Source organism: Streptomyces stelliscabiei (assembly GCF_014873495.1).
Classification (GTDB): Bacteria; Actinomycetota; Actinomycetes; order Streptomycetales; family Streptomycetaceae; genus Streptomyces; species Streptomyces bottropensis.
The window spans coordinates 4,404,506-4,419,999 of sequence record NZ_JADBGF010000001.1; the positions used below are offsets into that span (position 1 = coordinate 4,404,506).

The window sequence follows — 15,494 nt, forward strand, 5'->3', positions numbered from 1 at the left end:
TGCTCACGGTTCCCCGACTCCCCATGACCGGTCTCGCGGAGGTGTCCCCCGTGTCCACACCGCCCCGCCGTCCAGCTCGTCCGCAGCAGCCCCGGCCTCCCGTACCCCCCAGGCGGCGGAGCTGGGCCATGCGGGCGGCGACCACGCTCTCCGTGGTGGTGCTGGCCGCCGCGGGTATCGGGCACGCGGTGGTGACCCGCCTGGACAGCGAGATCAAGCGGGTCGACGCCTTCAAGGACATGAAGAACCGTCCCGAGGCGGGCCACGGCATGAACGTCCTGCTGGTCGGCACCGACGGCCGCGACCGGATCAGCGAGGAGGAGCGGCGCAAGTACCGGCTCGGCGGCGCCCCCTGCCACTGCACGGACACGATGATGATCGTGCACATCTCGGAGGACCGGGAGCGCGCGAGCGTGGTGAGCCTGCCGCGCGACTCGTACGCCGAGACGCCCGCGCGGACCGACCGCGCCACCGGCAAGGCCCACCGGGGCCATCCGATCAAGCTGAACGCGGCCTACGCGGAGGGCGGGCCCCAGCTCACCGTGCGCACGGTCGAGCACATGACCAAGGTGAAGATCGACCACTACGTCGAGGTCGACTTCACCAGCTTCATGCGCACGGTCGACGTCCTCGGCGGCGTCAGGATCTGCACCGCCGAACCCCTCAAGGACTCCTACACCGGGCTCGACCTGACCGCCGGCACCCATGAGCTGGACGGCGGGCAGGCGCTGCAGTACGTCCGTTCCCGGCACGCCGACGGCTCCTCCGACCTCGGCCGGATGAAGCGCCAGCAGCGGTTCATGGCCTCGCTGATGTCCCAGGCGACCTCCTCCGGCGTCCTGCTCAACCCGATGAAGTTCCGCGACATCACCCAGGCCGTCCTCGGGTCCGTCCGCGCCGACAAGGAGTTCGGCACCGGCGAGCTGATCGACCTCGGCCGCGCGATGCGCAACCTCACGCCCGCCTCCTCCGAGTTCACCACCGTGCCCATCGGGCGCATGGGGTACGCCGTCAAGGGCATCGGCTCGACCCTCAAGTGGGACGACGCGAAGGCCGCCCGGCTGTTCGAGGCCCTGCGCGACGACCGGCCCCTCGCCCCCTACAAGGCGCGCGCCCGACACACCCTCGTCGACGTCGCCCCCCAGCAGATCCGCGTCCAGGTCGAGAACGGCACGGCGGTCCCCGGTCTCGGCCGGGAGGTGGACCGCCAGCTGGCCGCCACGGGTTTCCGCACCACGAGGACCCCGGTCAACGCCCCACGGCAGGACGTCCGCCGCACGGTCGTCGTCTACGACCCCCGCTGGGACCGCTCCGCCCATTCCCTCGCGACCGCCCTCCCGGGCGCGGAACTGCGTCCGGTGCGTGCCCAGGGGCCCACCCTCAGGGTCGTCGCCGGCACGGACTTCAAGCAGGTCCGCAAGGTGCGGGCGGAGAACCCCGGGCAGGGCGAGTCGGGCGTGGTGCGGGGCGACCAGGTCTCGTGCCCGTGAGCCCCGCGATCGTCCGAAGCGTCTGCTCCCCTACAAAACCGTGCAATTTGTGTCGGCTTCGCAACAGCCCTGCCTTTGTTTTTCATCGACCCTTGTAAAGGGCATGGCCGGACCCGGCACACTGGGGCGCATGAACGATTGGCCCGAGGGATGGTCCGGCAACAACCGCGGCGGCGACTTCGCCCAGCCCGACGGTCCGCGTGTGATGCGCCAGGTCCGTCGCGGCCCGTCGGCACCCCCTCAGGGTGGTGTGCCCCAGCAGCCGTCGTACGGCGACGCCTACGGTGACGGCTACGGCAACAGCGGCCCCGACCAGTACGGCGGCGGCCACAACAGCGACTACAACACCGGCCAGGTCTACGGCTCCGGCGGCGTCGGCGGTGCGGGCGGCCACGGCGGCGGCCGGGGCGACCGTCCCGCGCCGGACTGGCGGCGCCGCATCAAGCTGACGGCGATCACGGTCACGGTGGTGGTGCTCGCGACGACGATCGGCACGTACTTCTGGGCCGACTCCAAGCTGAACCGCGAGGTCGACCTGTCGAAGGTCATCGACCGGCCGGAGGCGGGCGAGGGCACCAACTACCTGATCGTCGGCTCCGACAGCCGTGAGGGCCTGTCCGCCGACCAGAAGAAGGAACTCCACACCGGGTCCGCCGACGGCAAGCGCACGGACTCGATGATGATCCTGCACACCGGATCCAACGGCCCGACGCTGGTCTCGCTGCCCCGTGACTCGAACGTCACGATCCCGACCTTCGTCGGCTCCGAGTCCGGCAAGACGTTCAAGGGCACCGGCCGCCAGGTCAAGCTGAACGCGGCCTACGCGGAGGACGGGCCCGAGCTGCTGGTCCGCACCGTGGAGGCCAACACGGGTCTGCACATCGACCACTACGTGGAGATCGGCTTCGCGGGCTTCGCGAACATCGTCGACGCGGTCGGCGGCGTGGAGATCGACATCCCCAAGGGCGGTCTGAAGGACACCAAGTCCGGCGCCAACTTCGAGGCGGGCAAGCAGACGCTGAACGGCGAGCAGTCCCTCGCCTTCGTCCGCACCCGCTACGCCCTCGCGCGCAGCGACCTGGACCGTACGAAGAACCAGCAGAAGTTCCTCGCGGCCCTCGCCAGCCAGACGGCGACGCCGAGCACGATCCTGAACCCCTTCAAGCTGTACCCGACGATGAGCGCGGGCCTGGACACCCTGATCGTGGACAAGGACATGGGCCTGTTCGACCTGGCCGACATGTTCTGGGCGATGAAGGGTGTGACGAGCGGCGACGGCAAGTCCATGAACATGCCGATCTCGGGCAACGCCAGCAACGGCAACCTCCAGTGGAACACCGAGAAGGTGAAGCAGCTGGTGGAGCAGTTGAAGAACGACGAGACGGTGACGGTGTCCGACAGCTGACCCGTACCGTGTGGCGGAGGGGCACCCCGGTGACGGGGTGCCCCTCCGTCGTGTGCGTGCGTACGGGTGAGGGTCAGGCGGTCGCGCCCGCCATTGTCCGGCACGTCTCCGAGCAGCGTCGACACGCCTCTGCGCAGCGCATCATCTGCTGATCGTCCGGCATGGACATACACGCCTCGGCGCACATGTCACAGGCGCGGGCGCACATCGCGCACATCTCGGCGGACAGCGGCGAGCGCCGCATCATCATGTCCGCGCACATACGGGTCATCTCGGCGCAGTCCATCAGGGCGCGCATGATCTGCATCTGGGCCTGGCCGCCGGCCTGCATGCAGGAGCTCATGGTCTCCTCGCACATGCTGTGGCACGTCATGCAGGCGTTGACGCACTCCTGCATCTCCTTGCTCATCGCGGTCATGGCTCCGGCGTGCTGCGTCATGGCTCCTCCTGGGGGTGGTGGGTGCGGGGTCCGGGGCGGACCCCGTGCACTTCCGTCCTACGCCCGACCGCCCCCGTCCGCCATCGGGCGGACGGAAACAATCCGCCCCATCCGCCCCATAAGGCAACAGCCCCCGGCGGGGTGCCGGGGGCTGTGCACGCGCTGCGCCGAAGGGGTTACGGCAGGTTGCGGGCCATCACGATCCGCTGGACCTGGTTGGTGCCCTCGTATATCTGCGTGATCTTGGCGTCGCGCATCATGCGCTCGACCGGGTAGTCGCGCGTGTAGCCGTAGCCGCCCAGCAGCTGGACGGCGTCGGTGGTGACCTCCATGGCGACGTCCGAGGCGAAGCACTTGGCGGCGGCGCCCTGGAAGGTGAGGTCCTTGTCGCCGCGCTCGGACTTGGCGGCGGCCTGGTAGGTCAGGGCGCGGGCGGCCTCGATCTTCATGGCCATGTCGGCGAGCATGAACTGGATGCCCTGGAAGTCGGCGATCGGCTTGCCGAACTGCTTGCGTTCCTGGACGTAGCCCTTGGCGTAGTCGAGGGCGCCCTGGGCGACACCGAGGGCCTGGGCGGCGATGGTGATGCGGGTGTGGTCCAGGGTCTTCATCGCCGTGGCGAAGCCGGTGCCCTCCTCGCCGATCATGCGGTCGGCGGGGATGCGGACGTTGTCGAGGTAGACCTCGCGGGTCGGGGAGCCCTTGATGCCGAGCTTCTTCTCCGGGGCGCCGAAGGAGACGCCCTCGTCGGACTTCTCGACGACGAAGGCGGAGATGCCCTTGGAGCGCTTGTCCGGGTCCGTGACGGCCATGACCGTGTAGTAGTCGGAGACGCCCGCGTTGGTGATCCAGCGCTTCACGCCGTTGAGGATCCAGTGGTCGCCGTCGTGGACCGCGCGGGTCTTCATGCCGGCCGCGTCGGAGCCGGCGTCCGGCTCGGAGAGGCAGTACGAGAACATCGCGTCGCCCTTGGCGAGCGGACCCAGGTACTTCTTCTTCAGCTCCTCGGAGCCGGAGAGGATCACGGGCAGGGAGCCGAGCTTGTTGACGGCCGGGATGAGGGAGGAGGACACGCAGGCGCGGGCCACCTCCTCGATCACGATGACCGTGGCGAGCGCGTCGGCGCCGGCGCCGCCGTACTCCTCGGGCACGTGCACGGCGTGCAGGTCGTTGGCGACGAGCGCGTCCAGCGCCTCCTGGGGGAAGCGGGCCTCCTCGTCCACGGCGGCGGCGTGGGGCGCGATCTTCGCCTCGGCGAGGGCGCGGATCGCGTCGCGGAGCATGTCGTGCTCCTCGGACGGGCGGTACAGGTCGAAATCAGCCGATCCGGCCAAGGTCTCTCACGCTCCTGACGCTAACTACCGTTAAGTAACCCAATTTTAGTGGTCCGCCCACGCGAGTGATACGTGAGCTTGACGACAGGCCGCCACCCCGGGTGATCTGCCCGGTGAAGGGCTCGAACACGCCCCGACTATGCTCGTGCAGCGCCACGACAGAGCATGTGCGACACATGTTCGACACCCTCGGCCGGACATCCCAGGAGCACCCCATGGCCCTCAAGATCACCGTGATCGGCACCGGCTACCTCGGCGCGACCCACGCCGCCGCCATGGCCGAGCTGGGGTTCGAGGTGCTCGGGCTGGACGTCGTCGAGGAGAAGATCGACATGCTCCGGCGGGGCGAGGTCCCGATGTACGAGCCGGGGCTGGAGGAACTGCTGCGCAAGCATGTCGCCGGCATCGAGGGGTCCAGCGGACGGCTGCGCTTCACGACCGACTACGCCGAGGTCGCGGCCTTCGGCGACATCCACTTCGTCTGCGTGAACACCCCGCAGCGGCACGGCGAGTACGCCTGTGACATGTCCTACGTCGACGCGGCCTTCGCCTCGCTCGCCCCGCATCTGACGGGCCCGGGCCTGGTCGTCGGCAAGTCGACGGTGCCGGTGGGCTCCGCCGACCGGCTGGCCGCGTATCTCGCGGAGCACGCGCCCGCCGGGGCCGATGCCGAGCTGGCCTGGAACCCGGAGTTCCTGCGCGAGGGCTTCGCCGTGAACGACACGCTGCACCCGGACCGGATCGTGGTGGGCGTGCGGAGCGAGAAGGCCGAGAAGCTGCTGCGGGAGGTGTACGCGACGCCGGTGACCGAGGGCTCCCCCTTCGTCGTCACCGACTTCCCGACCGCCGAGCTGGTGAAGACCTCCGCGAACTCCTTCCTCGCCACCAAGATCTCCTTCATCAACGCCATGGCGGAGGTGTGCGAGGCCGCCGGGGGCGATGTCGCCAAGCTGGCGGAGGCCATCGGGCACGACGACCGGATCGGGAAGAAGTTCCTGCGGGCCGGCATCGGCTTCGGCGGGGGCTGTCTGCCGAAGGACATCCGGGCGTTCATGGCCCGTGCCGGTGAGCTGGGCGCCGACCAGGCGCTCACGTTCCTGCGCGAGATCGACTCCATCAACATGCGCCAGCGCGGTCAGATGGTGGAACTGGCCCGGCAGGCGCTGGGCGGCGGTTCGTTCCTGGGCAAGCGGGTCGCCGTGCTCGGCGCCACCTTCAAGCCCGACTCCGACGACGTACGCGACTCCCCCGCCCTCAACGTGGCCGGGCAGATCCACCTCCAGGGCGGCCAGGTCACCGTCTACGACCCCAAGGGCATGGAGAACGCCCGGCGGCTCTTCCCGACGCTCGGCTACGCCGACTCCGCGCTCGCGGCCGTGCGGAACGCCGACATCGTGCTGCATCTGACGGAGTGGCGCGAGTTCCGTGAGCTGGACCCGGCGGCGCTGGGCGAGGTCGCGTCGACCCGGCTCGTGCTGGACGGGCGCAACGCCCTCGACCCGGAGCTGTGGCGCCGGGCGGGGTGGACGTACCGCGCGATGGGGCGGCCGACGGCGTAGGGGCCCGTATCCGGGACTCGGCGGCGGAGCCCTTGAGGAGAGACGGGGCGACGCCGCTCCGGCCGAGGCTCAGTCGGCCGGAACGACGTCTTCCCGCATTCTCCACCGTTCCGGCGGCCGGTGGGGGCGAAGCGCTTACTTCGCCCGGTAGCGGCGCATCTTCGCGCGGGCGCCGCACACCTGCATCGAGCACCAGCGGCCCCGTCCTGCCGGGCTGCGGTCGTAGTACGCCCAGTGGCAGTCGGGGGCCTCGCAGGCCTTGAGGCGCTGCCAGGTGCCCGCCGTGAGGGCCTCGGCGACGGCCGCGGCCACGCGGGAGACGAGGGGCGCCGGGTCGGCGGCGGGGCGCAGGGCCGCGGAGCCGTCCTCGGCCGAGACCGCGACGACCAGGGGTGCGGCGGCCAGCAGCTCGCCGAGCGGGGTCACCGTGCGGTGCGGTGCGTGACCGGCGTGGGCCAGCAGGGTCGCCCGGAGGGATTCCCGCAGGTCGCGTACGGCCGTGACGTCCTCGTCGGCCGCCAGGCCCAGGCGGACGCGCCCTTCCGGGGCGTCCAGCGCGTCGGCGCCCGTCTCCAGGTCCAGCGTGTTCACCAGGCTCTCGACGAGGGCCAGGCCGCCGGGGGCGGACGCTCTCTCACTCATGCCGCCGACGTTACCTCTCAGAGGGATGCATCGGGTAACCGTTACTGGTTACTCTCTTCTACAGGTAACCGCAGCAACCGAAGTCACGCGCACCAACGAGCAAGGAGAAGGCCATGGCCATCGCCAAGCTGGATGTCGTCGTCCTGGACTGCCCCGACCCGGCCGCGCTCGCCGGCTTCTACGCCGAGGTGGTCGGCGGGAAGGTCAGCGGGGAGGGGGACTGGGTGGATCTGGAGGTGCCGGGCGGGGGTGTGCGGCTGGCGTTCCAGCAGGCGCCCGGGTTCGTGGCACCGCGGTGGCCCTCGGCGGAGCGCTCGCAGCAGTTCCACCTCGACCTGGACGTGGAGGACATGGACGCGGCGGAGAAGGAGGTGCTGGCGCTGGGGGCGACGGTGCTGGACGCCGAGGACCGCGCGCGGGGGTTCCGGGTGTACGCGGACCCCGCGGGGCATCCGTTCTGTCTGTGCCGGAGCTGATGACGCCGTAGGGGCCCGAGCCCCCGCAGCACCGACACCCCCGACAGCGTTTCCGCGCCCCTGCGCCGTCCGGCAGGGGCGCGGGTCGGCGGTCAGCCGTCCAGCTCCGCGATCCTCGCCGTCGACGCCTCGCGGCGGTCCCGTGCCGCTCGCGCCGTGAAGTCGGCGGTGCGCAGGACCCGTTGGACGTTGCTCCAGGTGAGCAGGGCGAGGTCGGCCTCGGACCAGCCCCGGTGCATGAGTTCGTCGACGAGGCGGGGGTAGCAGGAGGCGTCGGTGAGGTCCTGGGGGTGGGCGGCGCCGGAGTCGTAGGTGCCGGACAGGCCGACGCACTCGGGGCCGGCGATCGCGCGGACGTGGTCGAGGTGGTCGGCGACGTCGCGGACGGACGGGCCGGTCTGCTCGGCGGTGAGCGGCACCATGCACAGGCCCCGCGCCTCGCCCAGCGCGGTGAGGAGGTCGTCGGGGAGGTTGGCGGCGTGGGGCCGCAGGGCGTGCGCCGCCGAGCGGGTGCACACGACCGGCGCGCGGGAGAGCGCGAGCGTCCGGCGGATGGTCGCCTCACCGGCGCCGGAGAGGTCGGCGAGGACGCCGATGCGGTTCATCTCGCGGACCACCTCCTCGCCGAACCTGGTCAGCCCCGACTCGCCCGCCCAGGACGCGCCGGCCAGGGTGAGGACCTTCAGGCCGAGCGCGTGCAGCGAGCGCAGGATGCCCAGGGAGTCGCCGATCGCCGGTGCTCCGGCGGGGCCGAGCAGCACGGCGACGCGACCGCAGTTGCGGGCGTCGGTGGTCTCCCCCGCGCTGTTCACCAGCCGCAGGCCCTCGGGGTGGGTGTGGACGACCGTCCGGACCAGGTCCAGCTGCTCCAGCGTGGCGTCGACGGCCCGCTCGCCCGCAGGACCCTCCGGGAGGTGCAGCGACCAGAACAGCGCGCCGATGTGGCCCTTGCGCATCCGCGGCACATCGGTGTCCACACCGCCCTCGCCCAGCTCCAGGTCGTACCGGGGCAGCTGCCGCAGCACCCAGGGCAGTCCGCTGTAGCCGTCGGCCACGGGGTGGGCGGCCAGGAAGGCGTGTGCCTCGGCCAGCTCCGAGTCGGGCTCGGCGGTGCGGGAGGCGTCCTCGGCCCGGCTGCCGGCCGGGCGGTCGTCGGCCGCTCCGTCGTCGTCGGGTCGGCTGCCGTCGCCGGAGGCTATGGGCTCCGCACCCGGCGGGTGGTGGCCGCGTTTCGGCCCGGGCTCGGCGCGGGTGGGGTCGGCGGGCGTGTCGAGTTCGCCGGCCTCCCCCGCGGCTTGCAGTTCGTCCTGCAGATCTGCCATGGCGGACCTCCGTAGCCGTTGGGTGATCGCAGTACTCGTCACCGTGGCACGGGGGCCGCCCGCCTTCCTGGTGGGTGGGGCGTTCGGGTTGTACGGCGGTGCCGGGGCCGCCGTACGCCACCCGGGTGACGGCCGGGCGGCGCCCGGCGTCACCCGTCCGGCCGTGTCACCCGTCCAGCTGCTCCGGCGTCGCGTTCGACGGGCCCGTGCGGACCTGGAGGTCCCGGGCCACGTCCTCCGCCGCGCCCAGCACCCGGACCGCGTTGCGCCAGGTCAGCTTGGCCAGGTCGGTCCGGGACCAGCCGCGGTCGAGCAGCTCGGCGATCAGGTGCGGGTAGCAGGAGACGTCGCCCAGGCCGTCCGGGGTGAAGGCCGTGCCGTCGTAGTCGCCGCCGATGCCGAGGTGGTCGATGCCGGCGACCTCGCGCATGTGGTCGAGGTGGTCGGCGACCGTGGACACCGTGGCGACCGGGCGGGGGGTGCGCTCCTCGAAGGCGCGGTGGACCGCCATCGCCTCCGGGGTGGTGTCGAGGTGGTGCAGACCGTGGGCCCGCATGTTCTCGTCGGCGGCGGCCGTCCAGTCCACCGCGGCCTGGAGCACGAACTTCGGCACGAACGTCACCATCGCCACGCCCCCGTTGGCCGGGAGCCGCTCCAGGACGTCGTCCGGGATGTTGCGGGGGTGGTCGCAGACCGCCCGCGAGGAGGAGTGGGAGAAGATCACCGGGGCGACGGAGGTGTCCAGCGCGTCGCGCATCGTCGTCGCGGCGACGTGCGAGAGGTCGACGAGCATGCCCTCGCGGTTCATCTCCCGCACGACCGCCCGGCCGAAGGCCGACAGACCGCCGACCGCCGCCTCGTCGGTCGCGGAGTCCGCCCAGGGGATGTTGTCGTTGTGGGTGAGCGTCATGTAGCGCACGCCGAGCGCGTACAGCGCCCGCAGGGTGGCGAGGCTGCTGTCGATGGAGTGGCCGCCCTCGGCGCCCATCAGGGAGGCGACGCGGCCCTCGGCGCGGGCCGCCTCCATGTCGGCGGCGGTCAGCGCGGCCCGCAGCTCGGCGGGGTAACGGTCGATCAACTGCCGTACGCAGTCGATCTGTTCGAGGGTGGCGGACACCGCTCGGGGCAGGAACGCCGTGTCCGAGGGCACGTAGACCGACCAGAACTGCGCACCGACCCCGCCCGCGCGCAGCCGCGCCAGGTCGGTGTGCAGGAACGCGCTCTGGTCGATGGCGATGTCCCGCGCGTCGAGGTCGTAGCGGACCTGCTCGCGCAGCGCCCAGGGCAGGTCGTTGTGCCCGTCCGCGACCGGGAACTCCCGCAGCAGCTCCCGGGCCGCCTCCAGTGATGCCATGTCCATGCCCCTATCCCCCGTGTCCCCCGTGGTCCCCGTCATCCCTGGTGTCTACTTCCCGAAGCCGAAACCGCCGCCGGCTCCCTCGACCTTGCTGCGCAGGCGCTTGCCCTTCTCGGTGGCCTGGTCGTTCAGCTCCTGCTGGAACTCCCGCATGCGGCCGAGGAGTTCCTCGTCCTGCGTGGCCAGGATGCGCGCGGCCAGCAGACCGGCGTTGCGTGCCCCGGCGACGGAGACGGTGGCGACGGGCACACCGGCCGGCATCTGCACGATCGACAGCAGGGAGTCCATGCCGTCGAGGTACTTCAGCGGCACGGGCACGCCGATGACCGGCAGCGGGGTCACGGACGCGAGCATGCCGGGCAGATGGGCGGCACCGCCCGCACCCGCGATGATCACCTTGACGCCCCGGCCCGCGGCCTCCTCGCCGTAACGGATCATCTCGCGCGGCATCCGGTGCGCGGAGACGACGTCGACCTCGTACGCGATCTCGAACTCGTCGAGGGCCTGCGCGGCGGCCTCCATGACGGGCCAGTCGGAGTCCGACCCCATGACGATGCCTACGACCGGGCTCATTCTGTGATCGTGCCTCTCAGGTAACCGGCGGCGTGACGGGCGCGCTCCAGCACGTCGTCGAGGTCGTCGCCGTAGGTGTTCACGTGACCGACCTTACGGCCGGGCTTCACGTCCTTGCCGTACATGTGGATCTTGAGCTTGGGGTCGCGGGCCATGCAGTGCAGGTACGCGGAGTACATGTCGGGGTAGTCGCCGCCGAGGACGTTGACCATGACGGTCCACTTCGCGCGCGGGCGCGGGTCGCCCAGCGGCAGGTCGAGGACGGCCCGTACGTGGTTGGCGAACTGCGAGGTGATCGCGCCGTCCTGGCTCCAGTGGCCGGAGTTGTGGGGGCGCATGGCCAGCTCGTTGACGAGGATGCGTCCGTCGCGGGTCTGGAACAGCTCGACGGCGAGGTGGCCGACGACGTCCAGTTCCTTGGCGATGCGCAGGGCCATCTCCTCGGCCCTGAGGGCGAGTGCCTCGTCCAGGTCGGGGGCGGGCGCGATGACGGTGTCACAGACGCCGTTCACCTGCCGCGACTCCACGACCGGGTACGCGACGGCCTGGCCGTGCGGCGACCGTACGACGTTGGCGGCCAGCTCCCGTACGAAGTCGACCTTCTCCTCCGCGAGGACCGGGACGCCGGCGCGGAACGGGTCGGCGGCGTCCTCGACGGAGCGGACGACCCAGACGCCCTTGCCGTCGTAGCCGCCGCGGACCGTCTTGAGGATGACCGGAAATCCCTCGCCCTCGGCGGCGAACGCGGCCACGTCCTCGGGGTCCGCGACGATGCGGTGCCGTGGACAGGGCACGCCGATCTCCATGAGCTTCGCCCGCATCACCCCCTTGTCCTGGGCGTGCTGGAGCGCGTCCGGGCCGGGGCGCACGGGGATGCCGTCCGCCTCCAGAGCCCGTAGATGCTCGGTGGGTACGTGTTCGTGATCGAAGGTGATCACGTCGCAGCCCTGCGCGAACGCACGCAGCGTGTCGAGGTCGCGGTAGTCGCCGATGACGACATCGCCGACGACCTGCGCCGCGGAATCCTGAGGGGTGTCACTGAGGAGCTTGAACCTGATGCCGAGCGGGATGCCCGCCTCGTGTGTCATACGAGCGAGCTGCCCCCCGCCGACCATGCCGACTACCGGGAACGTCACGCCCCCAGGGTATCGGCCATGGAATCGGCCACTCCCGGGTGCCCGATTTCCCCGCCCATTTCCCCACCGGACCGCCCCAGGACCGGCCCCGGACCTCCTCGGCACCCCGGCTGTGAGCTTCCGCACAGGCATTGCCCAGGGGCGCTGGTTAGCATGACTGAACCAGTGGATTTCGACCGAAGATCAACTCATTTCGGACGGGGCAGCGACCGGCTGACCACCGGCACGACACCGACCGGACCGAATGACGGGGGCCGCACACGATGGGAAGTACCAGCTCGGGGCCTGATACGAAGCCCCGCGGCGCCCTGCGCCGCCGGATCGACCTGCTCGTACGCGAGGTCGCCAAGTTCGGCGCGGTGGGCGGTGTGGGGCTGCTGGTCAACCTCGCGGTGTTCAACCTCGTACGGCACACCACCGACCTGCAGGTCGTCCGGGCCAGCGTCATAGCCACGGTCGTCGCGATCGCGTTCAACTACGTCGGGTTCCGTTACTTCACCTACCGGGACCGCGACAAGAGCGGCCGTACGAAGGAGATGTCGCTGTTCCTGCTGTTCAGCGCGGTCGGACTGGTGATCGAGAACGGCGTGCTCTACACGGCCACCTACGGCTTCGGCTGGGACAGCCCGCTGCAGTCCAACGTCTTCAAGTTCCTCGGCATCGGCGTCGCGACGCTGTTCCGGTTCTGGTCGTACCGCACCTGGGTGTTCCGGGCGCTCCCGGCCCGCGAGGCGGTGGCGAGCGCGGAGTCGTTCCTGGAGGCGGAGGCCACCCACCCGCCCGCGGTCACGGGCAAGCGCCGCTGAGACCACGGAGGGCCACCGAAGGCCGCTGAGACCGCCGAAGGCCGTTGAGAGCCGCCGAGGGGCGCACCCGAGCGGGCGCGGCGCCCTACCGCACCGGCCGGTCGTCGCCGGACGGCGTGCGCACCGGCGTACGGGACAGGAACAACCCGAAGACCGGCGGCTGCGCCTGGAGCATCTCCAGGCGCCCTCCGTCGGCCTCCGCGAGGTCACGCGCGACGGCCAGCCCGATGCCCGTGGAGTTGCGGCCGCTGATCGCCCGCTCGAAGATCCGCGCCCCGAGGTCGGCGGGCACGCCCGGCCCCTCGTCGGTGACCTCGATCACCGCCTGGTTCCCGATGACGCGGGTGCGCAGGGCCACCGTGCCGCCGCCGTGCATGAGCGAGTTCTCGATCAGCGCGGCCAGCACCTGCGCGACCGCGCCCGGCGTGCCCACGGCCTGCAGATGCCGCTTGCCCGAGCTGACGACGGCCCGCCCGGCGCTGCGGTAGGCCGGCCGCCACTCCTCCAGCTGTTGCTTGATCACCTCGTCCAGCTCGAAGGAGACGGCCGAGCCGTTGCGGGGGTCGCGGGAGTTGGTGAGCAGCCGTTCCACGACGTCCGTGAGGCGCTCGACCTGGGTGAGCGCGATGTGCGCCTCCTCCTTCACCGTGGCGAGGTCGTCGGTGAGGGTGATCTCCTCCAACCGCATCGACAGCGCGGTCAGCGGCGTACGCAGCTGGTGGGAGGCGTCCGCCGCGAGACGCCGCTCGGCGGTCAGCATGCGGCCGATACGTTCGGCGGAGGCGTCCAGGACGTCCGCGACCCGGTCCAGCTCGGGGACGCCGTACCGCTTGTGGCGGGGACGCGGGTCGCCGGAGCCGAGCCGTTCGGCGGTCTCGGCGAGATCGGTGAGCGGGGAGGCGAGGCGGTTGGCCTGGCGTACGGCGAGCAGGACCGCGGCGATGACGGCGAGCAGGGCGACCGCCGCGATGATCAGCAGCGTACGGCCGACCTCACGGCTGACCGACGAGCGGGACTCCTCGACGGTGACGGTCTCGTCCTTCTCGCCCCGGGCCTCGTGACGGATGACGTCGCCGACGGGCTTCTCGCCGATCTCGATCGTGCTCTGGCCGGGAATCTCGATGCGGGCGTAGCGCTGGTCGCCGACCTGGTCCCGCAGGACCTCGGCGGTGATCCGCTCGTCGCCGATGATGCGGCTGTCCACGATGCTCGTCAGCTGCACCGCCTCGGACTCCACCCGTTCCTGGGCGCTGTTGCTGATGGTGCGGGTCTCGACGATGACGAGGGAGACCCCGAAGACGGCGATGACGACGAGGACCACGGCGAGGGTGGACTGGATGAGACGGCGGCGCACGGTGCCCTCCGGACGGGGCGGGGTGTTTACGTGGTCCGATGTGCCGCTGCCTTGGGCGGCACCCGGGCCGGGGGCGGGGGCTGGACGGGGGCGGGTGGCGCCCACCGGCGGGGACGGGGTGATGCTCGCGCCCCCGTGGCGCCCCGGCGACGCGCGGGCGCGCGGCCGGGACGACGGGGTGGGCGTCCGCCCCGTCCGGGTCTCAGTTCTTCTCGAACCGGAACCCGACGCCTCGCACGGTCGCGATGTACCGCGGATTGGCCGCGTCGTCGCCCAGCTTCTTGCGCAGCCAGGAGATGTGCATGTCGAGGGTCTTGGTCGAGGACCACCACGTGGTGTCCCAGACCTCGCGCATCAGCTGGTCGCGGGTGACGACCCGGCCCGCGTCGCGCACGAGCACCCGCAGCAGGTCGAACTCCTTGGCCGTGAGCTGGAGCTCCTCGTCGCCCATCCACGCCCGGTGCGACTCGACGTCGATCCGCACCCCGTGGGTGGCGGGCGGCTGCGCCGGCTCCGCGGCGCCGCGCCGGAGCAGGGCCCGGACACGGGCCAGCAACTCGGCGAGCCGGAAGGGCTTGGTGACGTAGTCGTCGGCGCCCGCGTCGAGGCCGACGACGGTGTCCACCTCGTCGGCGCGCGCGGTCAGGATGAGGATCGGCACGGTGTGGCCCTCGGCGCGCAGCCTGCGAGCCACCTCCAGGCCGTCCATGCCGGGCAGCCCCAGGTCCAGGACGACCAGGTCGACGCCTCCTTGTATACCGGCGTCCAGCGCGGTGGGGCCGTCCTCACGGACCTCCACCTCGTACCCCTCCCGGCGCAGTGCGCGAGCCAACGGCTCCGAGATGGACGCGTCGTCCTCGGCGAGCAGTACACGGGTCATGGGGTGATGGTAGTCCGCCGAGAACCGCAGGTGGAGGGTGATCGGCAAGCACGATTCACACCTTGCCCGAGGGTTCTCTTACCTGCCCCGGGCATGATCCACGGCGGCGGGCGTTTCGTCCCGCGATCGCATGAAGATCCGCACCGCCGCGCGGCGTCGCGTGCAGGGTGTACGGCGTCGCGTGCGGAGCGCGTGGCGGCATGTGCAGGATGCGTGGCATCACGTGAAGGGTGCGTGGGGTCATGGGGAGAAGGCGCCCGGACCCGGTGCGGATCACGCGCCGATCTTGTGGGGATGACACCCCGGCGCCACCCGGTGTCCGGCCTCAGCCTGCGTCTGCGCGCCCCCAACCCTGCCATGACCTTCGAATGGCCTCGCACGGTTGCGTTCTTACCTGTGATCCGCCTCTCAGGCACTTCCGTTTCCCGCAGTCTTCTGACGTATGGTGACGGAACGCCTGTAGCAACACGAGGGGACCTTTGGCGGCATATCCGTGCTGAAGGTCTCCTTCCTGTGCGTAATGACCTGTGGCCGGGCCCCTCACACGCGGGACGCGTAGACGCGTCAACGCGCGTAGAGGGGCGTGGATCCCGGTGGTCGCCGTCCGCCGCCCCGTGACCCGGGGCGGACTTCCCCGGCTCGGGGCGGACGTTCCGGCCGACCGGTGCCGGCCGCCCCTCCACCGGGCGCGCGCCCCACGTGCGCCGTCCCGACCTGCAAG

14 protein-coding genes are annotated in these 15,494 nt (G+C 71.3%); 5 read left to right on the forward strand and 9 right to left on the reverse strand.

The window, feature by feature from the left end; genetic code table 11:
* Positions 1-23 precede the first annotated feature (23 nt).
* Both H4687_RS19350 and H4687_RS19355 read left to right on the forward strand, forming a co-directional pair.
* Positions 24-1,490 (forward strand): LCP family glycopolymer transferase, encoded by a 1,467-nt coding sequence (locus H4687_RS19350; protein ID WP_434977084.1) that lies wholly within the window; start codon positions 24-26, stop codon positions 1,488-1,490.
* Between the two features lie 130 nt (positions 1,491-1,620).
* Positions 1,621-2,895 (forward strand): LCP family protein, encoded by a 1,275-nt coding sequence (locus H4687_RS19355; protein ID WP_192781694.1) that lies wholly within the window; start codon positions 1,621-1,623, stop codon positions 2,893-2,895.
* Between the two features lie 73 nt (positions 2,896-2,968).
* Here the strand turns inward: H4687_RS19355 and H4687_RS19360 are convergent, their stop codons facing one another.
* The gene (locus H4687_RS19360) at positions 2,969-3,334 is read right to left on the reverse strand and encodes a four-helix bundle copper-binding protein (RefSeq protein ID WP_005485702.1); all 366 of its coding nucleotides are present in this window, start codon (positions 3,332-3,334) and stop codon (positions 2,969-2,971) included.
* 176 nt (positions 3,335-3,510) lie between these two features.
* Positions 3,511-4,668 carry an acyl-CoA dehydrogenase gene (locus tag H4687_RS19365; protein WP_046914454.1) on the reverse strand — a complete coding sequence of 386 codons (1,158 nt, stop codon included), beginning with the start codon at positions 4,666-4,668 and terminating at the stop codon, positions 3,511-3,513.
* Between the two features lie 215 nt (positions 4,669-4,883).
* On the opposite strand from H4687_RS19365, the gene H4687_RS19370 reads away from it, so the two are divergent.
* Entirely contained in the window at positions 4,884-6,227 is a 1,344-nt protein-coding gene (locus tag H4687_RS19370) for a UDP-glucose dehydrogenase family protein (protein ID WP_046914463.1), read from the forward strand.
* Positions 6,228-6,362: 135 nt separating this feature from the next.
* Here the strand turns inward: H4687_RS19370 and H4687_RS19375 are convergent, their stop codons facing one another.
* Complete coding sequence (locus H4687_RS19375) at positions 6,363-6,869, reverse strand: CGNR zinc finger domain-containing protein (protein ID WP_046914455.1); 507 nt, start codon at positions 6,867-6,869, stop codon at positions 6,363-6,365.
* Between the two features lie 113 nt (positions 6,870-6,982).
* On the opposite strand from H4687_RS19375, the gene H4687_RS19380 reads away from it, so the two are divergent.
* Positions 6,983-7,345 (forward strand): VOC family protein, encoded by a 363-nt coding sequence (locus H4687_RS19380; protein WP_046914456.1) that lies wholly within the window; start codon positions 6,983-6,985, stop codon positions 7,343-7,345.
* A 92-nt stretch (positions 7,346-7,437) separates the two neighbouring features.
* On the opposite strand, the gene H4687_RS19385 is transcribed toward H4687_RS19380, so the two are convergent.
* From H4687_RS19385 to H4687_RS19400, 4 genes are all read right to left on the reverse strand, one after another.
* Positions 7,438-8,667 carry a dipeptidase gene (locus H4687_RS19385; RefSeq protein WP_046914457.1) on the reverse strand — a complete coding sequence of 410 codons (1,230 nt, stop codon included), beginning with the start codon at positions 8,665-8,667 and terminating at the stop codon, positions 7,438-7,440.
* Positions 8,668-8,833: 166 nt separating this feature from the next.
* Complete coding sequence (locus tag H4687_RS19390) at positions 8,834-10,021, reverse strand: dipeptidase (RefSeq protein WP_107082321.1); 1,188 nt, start codon at positions 10,019-10,021, stop codon at positions 8,834-8,836.
* A gap of 51 nt (positions 10,022-10,072) precedes the next feature.
* A complete protein-coding gene (gene purE / locus H4687_RS19395; RefSeq protein WP_046914459.1) occupies positions 10,073-10,597 on the reverse strand; it encodes a 5-(carboxyamino)imidazole ribonucleotide mutase in 525 nt (174 codons plus the stop codon).
* Complete coding sequence (locus H4687_RS19400; protein ID WP_046914460.1) at positions 10,594-11,733, reverse strand: 5-(carboxyamino)imidazole ribonucleotide synthase; 1,140 nt, start codon at positions 11,731-11,733, stop codon at positions 10,594-10,596. Before H4687_RS19400 ends, purE begins: the two co-directional genes overlap by 4 nt.
* A 263-nt stretch (positions 11,734-11,996) precedes the next feature.
* Between H4687_RS19400 and H4687_RS19405 the strand changes: the two genes are divergently transcribed.
* A complete protein-coding gene (locus tag H4687_RS19405) occupies positions 11,997-12,539 on the forward strand; it encodes a GtrA family protein (RefSeq protein WP_046914461.1) in 543 nt (180 codons plus the stop codon).
* A gap of 85 nt (positions 12,540-12,624) precedes the next feature.
* Here the strand turns inward: H4687_RS19405 and H4687_RS19410 are convergent, their stop codons facing one another.
* Positions 12,625-13,893, reverse strand: a complete 1,269-nt coding sequence (locus H4687_RS19410; protein ID WP_046914462.1) for an ATP-binding protein — start codon at positions 13,891-13,893, stop codon at positions 12,625-12,627.
* Positions 13,894-14,095: 202 nt separating this feature from the next.
* Positions 14,096-14,773, reverse strand: a complete 678-nt coding sequence (locus H4687_RS19415; RefSeq protein ID WP_050398378.1) for a response regulator transcription factor — start codon at positions 14,771-14,773, stop codon at positions 14,096-14,098.
* Between the last annotated feature and the right edge of the window lie 721 nt (positions 14,774-15,494).